Below are 14,974 nucleotides of genomic sequence, written 5' to 3'. Positions count from 1 at the left end.
CCGGTGCCATCGGCCCTGGGCCCGTACCCGGGGTAGGCCTGGCCCTACCCCAGGTCTCGTTCCGGCCGTACTGCGTACTCCCGGGTTCCACGGTTTTGTTGGGGCTCTACGAGCCGAGGAGCGGGTGCCATGGGCGACCACAGGAACGACGACGCGATCCGACTGCGATCCGTGACCCGGCGGTACGGCGCGGGTGGTACGTCCGTCACCGCCCTCGACGGGGTGACGCTCGCCTTCCCGCGCGGGACGTTCACCGCCGTGATGGGACCGTCCGGATCCGGCAAGTCGACCCTGCTGCAGTGTGCCGCGGGCCTGGACCGGCCCACCTCCGGCTCGGTCACCGTAAGCGGCACCGAACTGACCGGGCTGAGCGAGACCAGGCTGACACTGCTGCGCCGCGAGCGCGTCGGTTTCGTGTTCCAGGCGTTCAACCTGCTGCCCTCGCTGACGGCCGAGCAGAACGTGGCCCTGCCGCTGCGGCTGGCCGGCCGCCGCCCGGAAAAGGCCCGGATACGGGAGGCGCTCGAACAGGTGGGACTGGGCGACCGGGCCCGGCACCGCCCCACGGAGCTGTCGGGCGGCCAGCAGCAACGGGTCGCCCTGGCCCGTGCCCTGATCACCCGCCCGGACGTGCTGTTCGGTGACGAACCGACCGGCGCGCTCGACTCCCGCACAGGCCGCGAGGTGCTGGCCCTGCTGCGCGGCATGGTCGAGCGGGACGGCCGGACCGTCGTCATGGTGACCCACGACCCCGTCGCCGCCTCCCGAGCCGACCGTGTCGTCTTCCTCGTGGACGGCCGGGTCGACGGCGACCTGACCGGCGCCTCCGCCGAGGACATCGCGACACGCGTGACCACGCTCGAGGCGGCGCCGTGCTGAGGACCGCGCTGTACACCCTGCGCGTCCGCTGGGTCACCTTCGCCGGCAGCTTCGTCGCCCTCGCGCTGGGCGTGGCGCTGATCACTGTGATGGGGTTGGTGCTGGCGTCCGCACGGGATGCTCCCGGCCGGGGCCCGGAGCGGTTTGCCGCCGCACCGGTCGTCGTCAAGGGCCGGGACACCCTGAAGGTGGCCACCCCGGCCGGCGACCGCACGCGGAGGCTCGCGCAGCCGCGCCCTGTGCCCGGCGCCGTCGTCGCCGGGCTGCGGAACCTCGGGACCGTCGTGGAGGACCGGTCGTTCCCCGTGCGGGCCGAGGGCGGGCCCGCCGGTCTGGTGGGGCACCCCTGGTCCACCGCGCGCTTCGCTCCGTACGCGCTGGCGGCGGGACGCGCGCCCCGCGCCGCGGACGAGGTCGTCGTCAGCGGTGACCGGGCCCGTCCGGGCGCCCGTATACGGACCGACGCCGGCACGGTGCGCGTCGTGGGCACCGTGACCGGACGCGGCTTCGAGCACCCGGTGTTCTTCACTGACGCCCGCGCCGCCGAACTGGTCCCGCGCAGCACGCAGCTCGTGGTCGACGCCGACCCGGCGGCCGTGCGCGCGGTGGTGCGGGGCAGCGAGGGCGTCCGGGTCCTCACCGGCGGCGCGCGCCGGTACGCCGACGCCGATCCCGACCGGGACGACGAGGCCCGCGCCGCGATGATCGCACTGTTCGGCACGGCCGGCGGCGTGACCGGGTTCGTATCGGTGTTCGTGGTGGCCTCGACGTTCGCGTTCGCGGTCGCCCGGCGGCGCCGCGAGTTCGGGCTGCTGCGCACCGCCGGGGCGACGCCGGGACAGCTCCGCCGCCTGGTCGTCGCCGAGGCACTCGTGGTCGGGGTGGTCGCTTCGGCCGCCGGCTGTGCGCTCGGTTCCCGTGTGGCTCCCCGGCTCGCCGCCCGGGCGGTCGACGAACGCCTCGCGCCCCGCTGGTTCACCGTCGGCGACTTCTTCTGGCCGTACCAACTCGCCTTCTGGACAGGCCTGTGCGTGGCCCTGTGCGGCGCGCTGGCCGCGGCGTGGCGGGCCGGGCGCACCGGGCCCGCCGAGGCGCTCCGCGAGGCGTCCGTCGACACCCGGCCCATGACATGGGGACGTCGGCTGCCCGGCGTGGCCCTGCTGGCCGCCGCCGTGGTGACGCTGTGCCTCGCCCTGCTGACGGACCCCGGCGACCTGTTGCGGCGCAAGACCTACGTGAGCCGGCCCCTGCTGCTGATCACCGCGGCCGCCTTGCTCGCGCCGGCGCTGGTGCGTCCCCTGACCCGGCTGGTCACCTGGCTGCCCGCCCGGCTGCCGGGGGCGGGCGGGATGCTGGTGCGCGAGAACGCGTCGGCCGGGGTGCGCCGCACCGCCGCCGTCGCGGCACCTGTCCTGGTCACGGTCGCCCTGGCGGGCTCCCTGCTCGGCGCCACCGCGACCGTCGGCGCGGCGAAGGCCGCCGAGGTGCGGGCGCGGACGGCCGCCGACTTCGTCGTCACCCCGGCGCGCGACCCCGGCTTCGACGCGGCGACGCTGCGGCGGCTGCGAGCCGTACCGGGCACCGAGATCGCGGCGAGCGCGACGAGCGCCGTGTACGTCCTGGAGGACGGAGCTGCGCTCGTCAGGTCGGACGCCCGGGCCGTCGACCCCGGACCGCTCGCCGCGACGACCCGGCTCCCCGTCACCGAGGGGAAGCCGGGCGACCTGGACGACGGCTCGATCATCGTCAACGAGGAGTGGGAACGGCACACGGTGGGCGAACGGGTGGACGTGTGGCTCGGCGACGGCACGAGCAAGTCCCTGCGGATCGCCGCGGTCATGAGCAGCGGCACCGGGGACAACGGCGTCTACGTCACCCCGCGCAACGCCCCCGGGGCCCCCGTCGACCGGGTCGACGTCCGCCTCACCGCCGGCGCCGACGGGGACGCCGTGGCCGCCGGACTGCGCCGGGCGACGCGGGCGTCGGGCGGGGAGGTGCGCACCGGGGACGCCTGGGTGCAGGCGGTGTCCCCGGAGACCGACCGGACGACCCGGGCGGGCCTCTTCCTGGTGCTCGGGATCGCCCTCGTCTACACGGGCATCTCCCTGGCCAACACCATGGTCATGGCGACGTCCGACCGGGACCGTGAACTGGCCGCGCTCCGGCTGGCCGGTGCCACCAGGTGGCAGGTGCTGCGGCTGGTGGGCGCCGAGGCACTGGCGGTGACCCTGGTCGGCGGGGTGCTGGGAACGCTGGTCGCCGGGCTCGACCTGGCGGGCATGTGGGGTGCGCTGGCCCTGCTCTCGGTGCGGGCACCGGTGGAGATGCCGTGGGCGGTGCTCGCGGCGGCCACGGGTGCCTGCGCCGTGCTCGCCGTGATCCCGGCCGTCGTCACGGCCGGATTCTCCCTGCGCCGAGGGGCGGTGGGGTCGGCGGGGGCGCCATGGTGATCTCCCGGTCCCGTTCCGTGCGGGGCCGCCGTCGTGCCGGCCGGCCCCCGCGGGGGAGGCCGGCCGTGACGCGACAGGGGTGCCGCGTCAGCCGTTGCGGGCGTACCAGGCGAGGCCCGCGCGCCAGGCGGTGCGGGCGGAGAGGAGGAGCAGGAGGGCCACGGCGGGGGAGAGGTGGACGAGGAGGGGGGTGAAGGGGACCGTGGACGCGTGGCCCGTGAGCCAGGCCGCCGGGTAGTAGCCGGCGAAGGCGATGGGCACGCCGAAGGTGAACGCCGCCTGGAGTGCCGCCGGGAAGACCGACAGCGGGTAATTGCCGAAGTTGGCCGCCGTGTTGTCGAGCCAGAAGAACAGGGACTCGCTGCCGCGGAAGCGGAGGACGAGTGCCGCGATATGGAGGTTGAGCGCCAGTTCGAGGGCCGTCGCCGATACGACCGCGAGGGCGAGGAAGAGGACGGCCGCGGGTGTCCAGGTGACGTCCACGAGGGACAGGCAGACGCCGAGCGAGGCGACGGCCACCACCAGGTCGCCCAGCGCGTTGATCGGCGCCTCGTAGGTGAACACCTGCAACAGGACGGGAGCGGGGCGGGTGCGGAAGGCCTCGAAGCGGCCCTCGCGCAGCAGGTGCGGCAGCAGGCCGAGGTTGCCGAAGAACAGCATGTACAGCCCGTGCCCCAGCATGCGGATGCTGCTGATCAGCAGGATTTCCCCGAGGCTCCAGCCGCCCAGGGACGGGAAGCGGCTGAAGATGACCGACGCGAACAGCAGCACGGTGATCTGGTACGTGACGCCGTTGGCGACGGCCATCGCGAAGTCCGCGCGGTTGGCGAGCTGACTGCGCAGCCCGGCGCGCAGGATGACGGCCGCCAGGCGCAGCCGGCCCACGGGCGCCGCGGCGAGGGGAGGGTGCGTGGTCATCGCGGTCAGCCTCCCAGGACCAGGAGCCGGCGGGCCGCCCGTCGCCACACCAGGCGGCCGAGCAGGGCGAGCGCGACGCACCACAGGGCCGCCTCGGCCAGGTAGGGCCAGCTCTCGGCCGGGGTGAGGCGGCCGGTGTACAGGGACACGGGCACGTTGACGGTGGCGGCGAACGGCAGGTGCCCGGCGGTCTCGCGGAACCAGCCGGGGAAGAACCACAGCGGCACCAGCCCGCCGGACAGCAGGAGTTGGGCGAAGGCCGCCAGCCGGTTGACGCCGAAGCTGGTGACGGTCCAGAAGCTCGTCAGGTCCACCAGCAGCCCGATCTGGTAGAGCAGCACCTGGCCCAGGACGTACGACGGGACCGTCACCGCGAGCGCCGCCCACGACGGCGGCAGCGCCACCAGGCCGCAGGCCGCGCCCACCGCGAGGCCGGCCAGCAGCCACAGCGTGGCGTACAGGCTCTCGCCCGCGCCCCGCCAGGCGCAGTAGCGGCGGGCGGACAGCGGGCGGACGAACCAGAACACCACCGACCCGTCACGGATCTTGCTCTGCGCGGTCTCCTGGGAGGCCCCCTCCATGACCACGCGCCCGGTGCCGAGCAGCGTGGCGAGCACCGAGTACGTGACGGCCTGTCGCTCGTCGAGGCCGACGACCGGCGCGCCGCTCGACGCGTACAGCGCCCGCCACAGCAGCACGTAGAGGAAGACCTGCGTGACGATGACGAAAGCGGTGACGGCGACCCGCGGCCGGTACGCCCATTCCGTGCGTGGCACCAGGAACAGCAGTTTGTGGGCGCGCGGGGCGGAGTGCTCCGGGTTCATCGGCCCGCCCGCGGTGCCGGGGCGCTCCCCTGGAGGTGACGCAGGACGTCCTCCGCCGTCGTGCCCTCGTACACGACGGAGCGCACGGGGTGGGCGGCGAGCAGCTCGGCGGTCACCCGCGCCCGGTCGCCGCCGGGCAGCGGACGGACCCGTACCGTCGCGCCCTCCCGGGAGACGACCTCGGCGGTCAGCAGGTCGAGGGCGGGCGGCGGGCCGTCGAACTCGACCACGAAGGCGGGTTCCGCGTCCGTCCCGGGCAGCCGGTCGCGGGGGCCGTCGTGGACGAGGCGGCCGTGGTCGATGACGACGATGCGCCGGCACAGGGCCTCGACCTCCGCCATGTCGTGCGTGGTGAGGACCACACAGTGGTCGCCGGTGCCGGCCAGTCGGGTCAGCAGCTCCCGCACCTGGTCCTTGACCAGGACGTCCAGGCCGATGGTGGGCTCGTCGAGGAAGAGCACCCGGGGGCGGTGCAGCAGCGCGGCGGCCAGGTCGCAGCGCACCCGCTGGCCCAGCGACAGGAAGCGCACCGGCGTGTCCCAGAAGGCGGACAGGGCCAGTACGTCGTCCAGTTCGGCCAGCGTGGCCCGCCAGGCCGGTGCGGCCAGTCCGTGGATGTCGCGCAGGATGGCGAACGAGTCCCGCGCGGGCAGGTCCCACCACAACTGGGTGCGCTGGCCGAACGTGACGCCCATGTTGCGGGCGTTGGCCTCCCGGTCGGCGTACGGGTCCAGGCCGCACACCCGAACCGTGCCCGACTCGGGCAGCAGCAGGCCCGTCATCAGCTTGATCAGCGTAGATTTGCCGGCGCCGTTCCGCCCCAGGAGGCCGATGAACTCGCCTTGTCCCACGCGCAGTTCGACGTCGCTGAGCGCGACCGCGCGCCGCTCCCGCCGGCGGCGCAGCGGGTGCCGCAGCGTACGGGCGGACGCGCGGTCCCAGGCGCGGAAGGTCTTGGTGACGCCGGTGACCTCGATGACGGGCCCGCCGGCGGCAGGTCCGGAGCCGGTCACCGCGCGCCCTCGGCGCCGGGCGCGGGCGCGTCCGCGGCGCCGCGCAGCACCGCCGCCCGGACCAGCGGGGTCAGCAGTGCGCCGACGGCCGGCAGCCACCGCACCGGCACCACGCGCCGCAGCGCGCCCGGCGCGAGCGTGGCGAGCGCGGCGCGGGCGGCGGGCCGCCCGGGGTCGGGCTCCCCGCCGAGCTCGCGGGTGACCACGCCGAGCGTGTAGGCCGTGGTCCACACCTCGGCGAGCAGCACGTCGCTGACCCGGTCGTGGACGAACTCCCGGTGCGGCAGCGCCGCCAGCTCCTCGCGCAGGGCCGTGACCACCCGCTCCCGGGGGATGCCGCGTTCCGCCAGGGCCTCCTCGGCGGGGACGCGGCGCCACCCGTCCGGCGCCGCCGCGTCCCGGACGTAGACCACCGCGAGCTGCTCCCACCAGCAGAAGTACGGGACCGCCGGCATGGCGGGCAGCGTCGGGCCGTCCGTGCCCGCACCGTCGAAGGACGCCGGGCAGGCGGCACTGCGCGGGCCCATCACGTCGTTGCCGACGAGGCTCGGCGGGTTGGCGTGGTCGACGGGGCCCGCGACGGGCACCACCTTCTCCACGCCCCGCAGGTAGTCCAGCAGCGTGACGTCGTCGGTGGCGTCCGCCGCCGCCTTCGCCGCGTACTCCTCGAAGCCGAGCGCGAGCGGCGCCGGCAGGACGAGGGCGACGGACGGCAGGTAGTCGTCGACGACCGGCGCCCAGGCGTACCCGAGCAGGGCCGCCGCGCGCACCGCGTTCGCCGTCCGCGAGCCCCACTCGGTGAACAGGCTGACGGAGTGCTCCGGCCGGGCCGCGGCCAGCGCGGCGGCCGTGCCGGCGAACCCGGGGGAGAGCAGCGCGTCGTCCTGGAGCACCAGGTGGTGGGTGGCGCCCGGCGCCACCGCCCGCCAGGCGCGGCGCGCGGTGCGCAGCGCGGACGGCGGGCCCTGCGGGTCCGGGTCGGTGACGACGCGTGCGGCGAGGGCGGGGTGGGCCTCGCCCAGTCGGCGCGCCGCGGCCTCCCGGCTCGGATGGGCCATGATCGCGGCGGACAGGCGGACGGGGGGAGGAGTGGGTGTCATGCTCGGGACTCTCTCGTGGGTGGTGCCGGTGGTGGGGCTCGGGGGTTCGCCGGGGGCTTGGGGCTTCGGCCTGTTCGGAGGTGCCGGCCACGGGAGCTCGGGGCGCCTTCCGGGAGCCGGCCCGGAGGCCGGCCCGGAGGCCGGCCCGGAGGCGACGCCCAGGTGGCCGAGGTTCCGGCGCGGAGTGCCGGTGGCGGGTTCCGCGGCGGTCAGCGCTCGGTCTTGCCGTGGGTCACGGGCCCGCCGCGCAGCAGCCGGACCGTGTGCCGGACCGGGCCCGCCCAGTGCAGTAACGGCTGTACGAGGAAGGCCGGGTACAGGGCGGCGCGGCCCGGGAGGCCGCCGGGAGGCTCGGCGCGGGCGTCGGCGCCCCGGTGGGCGCGGAGCCGGCGGTCCGCCTGCCGTACGCACCACACGGCGTGCGCGGCGCCGTACGCGAGCGCCGCGGCGGCCCAAGTGAGCAGCGCCGCGTGGGCGCCCCGGACGGCGAGCGTGGCGGCGGCGCCCAGGACGACGGCCGGGCCGGCGAACCACCACAGCGTGTCCAGGCCCTCCTTGACCAGGACCGCGGTGTTGCGCGGCCCGTGGGCGCGCAGCGCCGGGTCGGTCAGCAGCCGGCGGCAGCCGGCCAGACTGCCGTGGGCCACCAGCGCGTAGGCCCGGGAGAGCGCGGAGACGGTGGCGTAGCGGTCCACGAGGTTGAACACCGGCAGGACGTCCATGGACGCGCCCGCGGCCGACAGCTTGTAGCCGACGAGGAGGTCGTCGACCGGCTCCTCGTACATGCCGATGGCCACGAGCGTGTCGTGCCGGACGAAGAGGCCGGCGCCGACCCCGTACACCACCGGTTCCGCGACGGCCGTCACGGCCGCGGGCAGACGCGCGGAGCGGAGCCGGGCGCGGGCCAGGATCCGGTGGGCCTCCACACCGGCGCGGCGGCGCAGGTCCGCCAGGGCGTGCGCGCGCAGCAGCACGTCGGCCGCCCCCGGGCGGGCGGCCGTGGGACGGCGGAGCTGGAGCGGGAGTTGCTGGACGAGGTCGGGCGGCGGGCCGTCACCGCGGGTGGCGGCCGCGGCCAGGTGCAGCAGGGTGGTGCGGTCGGGCTGGGAGTCGGCGTCGTACAGCCCGACGTAGGTGGAGGCCGGGTCGGCGTCCGCCGGCAGCAGTGTTCCCAACCGTTCGACGGCGTGCACCAGTTGGCCGCTCTTGGCTCCCTCGGCCGTGTAGTGGAGGTGGTGCAGGCCGACGCCGGGGTACTCGGCGGCGATCCGGGGCAGCAGGTCGTCGGCGACCTCCCGCGTGGTCGGTACGGCCTCGACCTCGGCGCGCAGCGTGCCCGCCGGGTCGGCGGAGGCGCGGGTGCGCCGGGCGATCCCGGCGGCCCGTCCCGAGGGCACGAGTCCGGCGAGGCGGGCGGCGGCGTCCTCGGGAGCGGCTCCGGCGAGGGCGGCGGCCAGCGCCGGCAGCCGGTCCGCCGCCGCCCGCTTGTCGCGCTCCTCGCGCTCGGTGGTGACGACGACGAGGTGCAGCAGGCCCGGCGGGTACGCCAGCGAGGCCGCCGCGCGCACCACCTCGCCGAGCAGCTCCTGCTCGCGCAGCGCGGGGATCAGCAGCACCACGTGCGGCGCGGACCCGGCCGGGACCGTTTCCCCCGGCAGGCGCCGGCGGTCCAGCGCGCGGGCCGTCAGCGCGGCGCGGGTGCTGAGCGCCGCGCCCCACAGCAGGACGCCCCACAGGACGGTCAGGGCGGCGGCCGTCACGACGGCACCCCGGGCGCGGACAGCGACCGGAGCCCGTCGCGGGTGAGGGCCGCCTCCCGCAGGGCGTCGGCGACCGGGTGCAGCCGGGCGGCCCAGGCGACCACCTCGGCGGGGTCCAGCCGCTCGGGGTCGCCGACGGGGACGCCGGGCAGCAGGGCGGTCAGCCGCGCGCCCAGGCCGAGCGGCACCCGGAAGACGCGGCCCTCGATGCCGCCGACGGCCGTCAGCCGCACCTCCAGGACACCGTCCGCGAACGACGGTTCCACCCGGACCAGACCCCACCCGGCGGACCGCGCCAGCAACCGCCCATCATGCAGACCCAGTCGCTCGTCGGTCACCGTGCCCCGGAAGCGCCGGCCGACGCTCACCTCCGCGACGACGTCGAAGAACCGGTTGGGGAAGCGGTGGTACTGCCCGCGCAGCAGATGGCGGCGGCGCGGCAGCGCGGGGTCGGCGTGCCGGGCGACCCGCAGGACCCGCGGCGGGGCGTCGTCGTCCGTCAGCCGCACCCGCAGCTCCAGCGAGGTGTCCAGTGAGAACGAGTAGTCGTCCCCCGTGCGACGCACGCTGCGTCCGTCCTTGCCGACCTTCACCACCAGGGCGTCGGCGAACACCTGCACCTCGTCGGCCAGCCGGCGGTCGCCGTACTTGTACTCGACGGACCGCAGGACGCCGTCGGCGTGGAAGTTGGCCAGCAGGAGCGGCCGGTCGGGGGTGCGGCGCTCCGGGCCGAACAGGGCGAAGTGGGCGGCACCGACGAGGGACAGCTTCTGCTGGTTGCGGTCGAGCACCTCCAGCGCGTACCGCTCGGGGTCGGTCACCCCGAACAGCTCGTTGGCGAACGGCGCGTCGAGGTCGGGCGCGTAGACGTACAGGCCGGAGTGGCCCCCGTCGCCCGTCCAGGGGCGGGCGCGCAGCTCCTCGCCGAGTCCGGCGCGGTCCTGGAAGGTGTGGAACGAGTAGGCGTGCGGGTGGCCGTCGGGATCGCGGCGGCCCGGCGGGTGCACCACGACGTGCCGCAGGCAGACGCTGTCGCGCCGCAGGTTCCGCAGCGCGTCGGGCAGGTCGGGGGCGGGGCGGCGGCCGGCCGGGGCGGCGGGCTCGGGCCGGGGCTCCAGCGCCGCCACGAGGGCGGCGCGGAACTCGTCGACGTGCTCGCGCGTCAGGTGCGGCATCGCGTAGAAGTGGTGGAACAGCCGCTCCCCGACGCGGCCGTCCGGGTTGGTCCAGGGCAGCTTGTTGCCCACCAGCCGGTACCGGGACGCGAGTTCGGACGGCAGCCGGCCGCCGTCCCGGGAGAAGCCCGCCACCAGCACCGGGTTGCCCGGCGCCGGCAGCAGGACGGCGTCCGGGTCGGCGGCGCGGATCGCGCCGGCCAGCCGGTCGCGCACGGCCAGGGACGCGCGGAACACGTCCCGGTAGCCCTCCGCCGCCACCCCGAACACCAGCGACCACAGGGCCGCCGCCATGGCGCCGGAACGCGAGCCGGTGATGGTCTCGTCCACGAAGCCCGACATCGGCGCGGGCACGGCCCCGTGCCCGAGCAGGCCCTTGCGGCACAGGAAGACGCCGCAACTGTAGGGCATAAGACCGGACTTGTGCGGGTCCAGCACGACGGAGTGGACGAAGGGGTGCCGGAAGTCGAAGGCGGCGTCCGGGTCGGTGAAGGGCAGGATCATCCCGCCGTGGGCGGCGTCCACGTGGTGGAACAGTGCCAGACCGCCACCGGACGCGGCGTGCTCGCGCAGCACGTCGCCGATGCGGTCGACGGGGTCGACCAGACCGGTGTTGTAGTACCCGGCGGTGGATACGACGATCACCCCGGTGCGGTCCGGGCGCTCGGCCAGTGCCGCCAGTTCGGCCCGGACCGTCTCCGGCTCCAGCAGCCAGGACGGGCCCGCCGGGCACAGGCGCAGCTCCACGTCGAGGATCTCGGCCGCCTTGGCCACGGAGTGGTGGGTCAGCGTGGACGCGAGGACCACCACGTCGCGGGCGCCGGCCGCGCGCAGCGCGTTGCGGCCGATGCGCAGCCCGGCCAGGGTGCCCTCGTTGGCGCCGCCGGTGACGTAGCCGTCGACGGCGTCGGCGCGCAGCAGCCCGCCGAGCGCGAGGACCGCCTCGCGCTCCAGGCGGCGGGTGCCGTGGGTGCCGGCGCCGAACCGGGTGTGCACTCCGACGTTGTTGGCGTTGCGCGCGGTGAACCGGTCCAGGGCGTCGAGCGCGAGCGGGTGCGGCGCGGTCATCGCGAACCCGAGCCGCACCGGGTCACCGGGGGAGTGCCAGCCCGGCACCTCGGCCAGCCGGGCGTCGAGCCGCTCGCGCAACTCGTGCTCGGGCAGCGGGTGTTCGGGGAAGGGGTCGGTCTCGGTGGAGCCGTCGTCCAGGTCGGGCACGTCAGTCCCCCTCCCGGCGCAGCACGCAGCGCAGCACGGCCCGCGGCCCGACGTCGAGCATCCGTACGTAGGTGTGGGTCTCCCCGTCGGGGCGCAGCCCCGCCGCGGCGAACGCGGCCAGGACCTCCTCGTGGGGCAGCAGCGTCATCGGGACCCCGTCCGGCAGCAGGTACCGGCCCGGGGCGCCGCCCGGCCGCAGCGCCGGGTCCAGGGTGTCGGAGGTGAAGGTGTTCAGGGCCAGCAGCCCGCCCGGGCGCAGGACGCGGGCGATCTCACCGACCGCCGTCGCCCACTGGTCCCGGTCCACGGCGTTGTGCAGCACGCCGTAGCACACGACCAGCGCGAAGGACGCGTCCGGGCAGGGCAGCGCGTGGGCGGCGCCCTCGCGGACCGTGACGCGGCCCGCCGGGTGGCCGGCGGTACGGGCCCGGGTGGCGGCGACCATGCCCTGGTGCAGGTCCACGGCGACCACGTCGTAGCCCCGGTCGAGCAGGGCCAGGGTGTTGCGGCCGCCCCCGCAGCCCAGATCGAGGGCGGGCCCCGCGACCGGCACGCTCTCCAGCAGCTCGGTCAGGTAGGGCTGGACGGGCAGGGCACGGAACGCCTCGACGGTGTCCGGCGCGTTCCAGTAGGCGGCCGCGCGGGCGGCGGCGGTGGTCGTCTCGGTCATCGGGTCAGCCCCGTCTCCTCGTAGGTGCCGTTGTGCGGCCGCGCGTGCACGACCTCCATGTCGAGCGCGGCGAAGCGGTCCGCGCACCGAACCGGGTCGCTCGTCAGGGCGAAGAACGCCGGGCCCACCGAGGACAGCGCCAGCACGGGCACGGCCTTCCCGTCCCACAGCGGCTCCAGCTCCCGGGCCAGTCCGGTCAGGCCCGGGTGGGAGAAGGAGCAGTTCTCGATGCTGCCCATCCGGAACCGGTAGTCGAAGACCAGCGAGCCGAGCGGGCCCAGGTCGCCCCGGAGCGCAGCGGGCATCGCCTCGTGCAGCATGCGGAAGGCGATGGTGGGCGACCAGCGTTCCCCGGTGGCGCGGAAGCGGTCGAAGTGGGCGATCTCGGCGGCCATCAGCGCGTCGGTCGGCTGCTCCTCGCGACCCCGCGGCACCCCGATGACGAGCGACAAGTCGTCGGGGACGTCCACGGTCAGCACCACGGTGCTGCGGCCCGCGACGACCTGGATGCCGCCCGGGTACAGCCCCGAGGCGGCCGACCCGCCGATGCACTGCACCGGCGTCAGCATCCCGGGCAGACTCCCGTGTTCCTCCCCGTGGTTGGCGGTCAGGTACGGCAGCAGGTCGGCTCGGTCGACGGGCCGGCCGTACAGGTGGTTGACGGCGGCGGCGACCGCGGCGATCAGGCTGCTGCTGGACCCGAACCCGGCGTGGACGGGCAACGGGTCGCTCTCGACGGCGACTTCGAGGTCACAGGCCACGCCGAGCGCGGCGCACATGATGCGGGCCGCGTGCGCGACGAGGTCCGGGCGGGTCACGGAGGGGTGCAGGGTCAGACCCGTGCCGGGCTCCCGGCGCCGCACCCGGACGTGATGGAAGCGGGCGACGGAGAAGACGAGCTCACCGGCGTCGTAGACGAGGTGGTTGTCCTCGGCGACGGCCCCGGGGTGCAGTGCCATCGCGTTGAGCCGGGTGGGGTAGCGGAGGCGGACCTCCGTGGCGGGGGTCAGGGGGCCGACGGGCGCGGTCAGCGGGTGGTGCACGGTGCCGGGCGCGAACGGTGCGAACATGGGGGTCATCTCTCCTCGCCGCCGCCGGCGGCGGCGCACGCGTCGGTCAGGAGCCGGTGGCGGGCCAGCGTGAGCTCGGCCAGCTTGTCCAGGGAGTCGGTCGTGTAGCCGCCGCTGCCCAGGGAGCCGTCGGGGCGGATGTTCATGTTGGCCTTCGCGAGCTGGACGTGGGGCAGCCGGAAGTGCAGCAACTCCTGCGTCAGACGGCGCAGTTCGGTCAGGGTGCGGACGACCGCCGGGGTGCCGGGGGAGTGCCGGGCGGCCTCCTCGACGAGGCGGGGCAGCAGCGGGCGGTGGCGGCGCGCCGCGTCGGCGGCGTCCCGGTAGGCGGCGGGCAGGTACGGCAGGTTCTCGCGCAGGTAGCCCTCGTACCACTCCTCCCGCGCGTCGCCGGGCTCCGGCCGCAGCAGCGCCACGTCGACCAGCAGCGGCGTCATCTGGGCGCCGCCCGGGGCGTAGAAGACCTGTCCGCCGACGGTCATGGGCGGGAAGTAGGGGCGCATCCCGAAGGAGAACGTCCGCGGGGTGATCGTGCGCTTGACCGACAGCAGGCACTGGGCGAACACCGTGAAGCCGGCCGTGGCCTCGGCCAGCAGCCCGGGCAGGGCGGGGTCGTCCACCGCCGCGGGCAGCGCCTCCGTCAGGGCGTCCACGGCCGGGCGGAGCGCGACGCCCGCGGTGCGGACCTCGCGGATGAAGAGGTCCTCCTCGGGCAGGTCGGTGAAGGAGCGCGGCGCGTCCTCCGGATTGCGCAGCGCGTACGTGTAGACGCTGTCGCGCGGCACCTCCTCGGCGACGGCGCCCAGTTTCAGCAGGAGTTCCTCCGCGCCGGGCACGGTGCGGTAGTCGACGCCGTGGCGTTCGAGGGAGGCGAGGGCGAAGCCGAGGTCGCGCAGGGCCGCGCTCGCGGTGGTCGGGTCGTGGACGGCGCTCTCCGCGCGGCCCGCCCAGTCCCGGGCGAGGGCGGTCAGCCCGGCGATGTCCGCCGCGCGGTTGAGGGCGGGCAGCCGGGGTGCGTCACGGGCCGCGTCGAGCGGGTCCGACGTGGCGACGGCGCGGTCGAGGTCGCGCATGGGCAGGGCGAGTCCGGGCATCACGTGCTCCCAGTTCACGGGCGCGGCCATGGCGAAGGCGGCGCCCAAAGCAGGGTCGGTGGTGGGGTGTCGGGTGGCAGGGGGGAGCGGCTGGGTCAGAGCCGGCCGACGAGTTCGCCGAGGTCCCGTACGCGGCGGGCGGCGGGTGCCGGCGGTGTGGCCGAGCGGGGCGCGTCGGTGACCCACACGGCCGGCAGTCCGGCGGCGCGGGCGGCGGCCAGACCCGTGTAGGAGTCCTCGACCGCCAGGGCGCGGCGGGTCCCGGTCCGGGCCGCGGCGACCGCGCGGAGGTAGGTGTCGGGTGCGGGTTTCGTGCGTACGCCGGGGCCCGCGCAGGTCACGGTGGTGAAGTGCGGTCGCAGCCCGAGGCGGGCCAGGTGCCCCTCCACCCAGTCCGGCGCGTTGCCGGAGGCGACGGCCAGGGTGTGCCCGCGCTCCCGGCAGTGCGCCAGGAAGGCCCGCACCCCGGGCGTGGTGTCGGTGCGGTCCGCCTGCGCGCGGTTGCGGCGCTCGAACTCGTCCCACAGCACCCGGGCCTGCCGCCGTCCGGTCGCGACGGCCAGCCGGCGGGCCAGCGCGGCGCGGTCGAGGGTGCGGTCGGCCCGCACGGTGAGGACGCGCCGCAGGCCGGGCGCGGCCTCGCGCAGCAGCTCCCGCCATACGGCGACGCCGATGCGTTCCGTGTCGAGCAGCACTCCGTCGAAGTCCAGGACGATCAGCCGACCGTCCGCGCCGGAGCGCGCCTCCCCCGTCCTCAGCACAGTTCCCCCCGTGCGCGGCGGCTCCAAGCGGAACGCACGCAT

General features: G+C 75.9%; 12 protein-coding genes. 2 read left to right on the top strand and 10 right to left on the bottom strand.

Annotated features, from left to right (window positions below):
• Positions 1 to 129 precede the first annotated feature (129 nt).
• Positions 130 to 879, top strand: a complete 750-nt coding sequence (locus tag ACZ6X9_RS23765; protein ID WP_469780010.1) for an ABC transporter ATP-binding protein — start codon at positions 130 to 132, stop codon at positions 877 to 879.
• Entirely contained in the window at positions 873 to 3,329 is a 2,457-nt protein-coding gene (locus ACZ6X9_RS23760) for an FtsX-like permease family protein (RefSeq protein WP_469780009.1), read from the top strand. Before ACZ6X9_RS23765 ends, ACZ6X9_RS23760 begins: the two co-directional genes overlap by 7 nt.
• An 87-nt stretch (positions 3,330 to 3,416) precedes the next feature.
• Here the strand turns inward: ACZ6X9_RS23760 and ACZ6X9_RS23755 are convergent, their stop codons facing one another.
• The 10 genes from ACZ6X9_RS23755 to ACZ6X9_RS23710 all read right to left on the bottom strand — a co-directional run bounded on the left by ACZ6X9_RS23755 (position 3,417) and on the right by ACZ6X9_RS23710 (position 14,932).
• The gene (locus ACZ6X9_RS23755; protein WP_469780008.1) at positions 3,417 to 4,247 is read right to left on the bottom strand and encodes an ABC transporter permease; all 831 of its coding nucleotides are present in this window, start codon (positions 4,245 to 4,247) and stop codon (positions 3,417 to 3,419) included.
• A gap of 5 nt (positions 4,248 to 4,252) precedes the next feature.
• On the bottom strand, positions 4,253 to 5,071 hold the full coding sequence (locus tag ACZ6X9_RS23750; protein ID WP_469780007.1) for an ABC transporter permease: 819 nt from the start codon (positions 5,069 to 5,071) through the stop codon (positions 4,253 to 4,255).
• Complete coding sequence (locus ACZ6X9_RS23745; protein ID WP_469780006.1) at positions 5,068 to 6,084, bottom strand: ABC transporter ATP-binding protein; 1,017 nt, start codon at positions 6,082 to 6,084, stop codon at positions 5,068 to 5,070. Before ACZ6X9_RS23745 ends, ACZ6X9_RS23750 begins: the two co-directional genes overlap by 4 nt.
• Positions 6,081 to 7,184, bottom strand: coding sequence for a hypothetical protein (locus ACZ6X9_RS23740; protein WP_469780005.1), 1,104 nt, complete (start codon positions 7,182 to 7,184; stop codon positions 6,081 to 6,083). Before ACZ6X9_RS23740 ends, ACZ6X9_RS23745 begins: the two co-directional genes overlap by 4 nt.
• 209 nt (positions 7,185 to 7,393) lie before the next feature.
• On the bottom strand, positions 7,394 to 8,944 hold the full coding sequence (locus ACZ6X9_RS23735; protein ID WP_469780004.1) for a hypothetical protein: 1,551 nt from the start codon (positions 8,942 to 8,944) through the stop codon (positions 7,394 to 7,396).
• Complete coding sequence (locus ACZ6X9_RS23730; RefSeq protein ID WP_469780003.1) at positions 8,941 to 11,337, bottom strand: pyridoxal phosphate-dependent decarboxylase family protein; 2,397 nt, start codon at positions 11,335 to 11,337, stop codon at positions 8,941 to 8,943. Before ACZ6X9_RS23730 ends, ACZ6X9_RS23735 begins: the two co-directional genes overlap by 4 nt.
• Position 11,338: 1 nt before the next feature.
• Complete coding sequence (locus tag ACZ6X9_RS23725) at positions 11,339 to 12,007, bottom strand: class I SAM-dependent methyltransferase (protein ID WP_469780002.1); 669 nt, start codon at positions 12,005 to 12,007, stop codon at positions 11,339 to 11,341.
• A complete protein-coding gene (locus tag ACZ6X9_RS23720; RefSeq protein ID WP_469780001.1) occupies positions 12,004 to 13,077 on the bottom strand; it encodes a GHMP family kinase ATP-binding protein in 1,074 nt (357 codons plus the stop codon). The genes ACZ6X9_RS23725 and ACZ6X9_RS23720 overlap by 4 nt, the downstream gene beginning before the upstream one ends.
• 5 nt (positions 13,078 to 13,082) lie before the next feature.
• Positions 13,083 to 14,219: a monodechloroaminopyrrolnitrin synthase PrnB family protein gene (locus ACZ6X9_RS23715; protein WP_469780000.1), complete on the bottom strand. Its 1,137-nt coding sequence runs from the start codon at positions 14,217 to 14,219 to the stop codon at positions 13,083 to 13,085.
• Between the two features lie 47 nt (positions 14,220 to 14,266).
• Entirely contained in the window at positions 14,267 to 14,932 is a 666-nt protein-coding gene (locus ACZ6X9_RS23710) for an HAD family hydrolase (protein WP_469779999.1), read from the bottom strand.
• Between the last annotated feature and the right edge of the window lie 42 nt (positions 14,933 to 14,974).

The sequence above is a fragment of the Streptomyces sp. NPDC052910 genome (genome assembly GCF_055585605.1).
The sequence above is the reverse complement of the archived record's forward strand: the minus strand, read 5'-3'. Positions and strand labels throughout refer to the sequence as shown.

Bases quoted from the DNA above. Each gene is read 5' to 3' on its own strand.
- ACZ6X9_RS23750 (WP_469780007.1), bottom strand. From the start codon at position 5,071: ATGAACCCGGAGCACTCCGCCCCGCGCGCCCACAAACTGCTGTTCCTG.
- ACZ6X9_RS23725 (WP_469780002.1), bottom strand. From the start codon at position 12,007: ATGACCGAGACGACCACCGCCGCCGCCCGCGCGGCCGCCTACTGGAAC.
- ACZ6X9_RS23755 (WP_469780008.1), bottom strand. From the start codon at position 4,247: ATGACCACGCACCCTCCCCTCGCCGCGGCGCCCGTGGGCCGGCTGCGC.
- ACZ6X9_RS23740 (WP_469780005.1), bottom strand. From the start codon at position 7,184: ATGACACCCACTCCTCCCCCCGTCCGCCTGTCCGCCGCGATCATGGCC.
- ACZ6X9_RS23765 (WP_469780010.1), top strand. From the start codon at position 130: ATGGGCGACCACAGGAACGACGACGCGATCCGACTGCGATCCGTGACC.
- ACZ6X9_RS23720 (WP_469780001.1), bottom strand. From the start codon at position 13,077: ATGTTCGCACCGTTCGCGCCCGGCACCGTGCACCACCCGCTGACCGCG.